The organism is Psychromonas arctica, from assembly GCF_038155225.1.
Lineage (GTDB): Bacteria > Pseudomonadota > Gammaproteobacteria > Enterobacterales > Psychromonadaceae > Psychromonas > Psychromonas arctica_B.
Window position 1 is genome coordinate 1 of record NZ_JBAKBA010000482.1, and the last position, 207, is coordinate 207.

General features: G+C 41.5%; 1 pseudogene. It reads right to left on the minus strand.

What is annotated here, in order from left to right:
• Positions 1-43: 43 nt before the first annotated feature.
• Positions 44-207 (minus strand): annotated as a pseudogene (locus V6255_RS19165) (ABC transporter substrate-binding protein); the annotation flags it as partial.

The following is a 207-nucleotide window of genomic DNA, read 5'->3' on the forward strand; positions in this document are numbered from 1 at the left end:
TTGGTGCCCAGTAGTAACCAAACCAGCCTTCACCACGTTCTTACTCTTTAGCAATCGAACCTGAAAGACCTGCACCTGAACCTGGATCTAACAATTCAAATCCAGCTTCTTCAAGATTCATTGCTTCATATTGATTTTTTGTTGAAATTTGACTATTCCAGCGAGCTGGACAGCCCATGAAACCTGATTTTGTTGGATCTTCTGGAT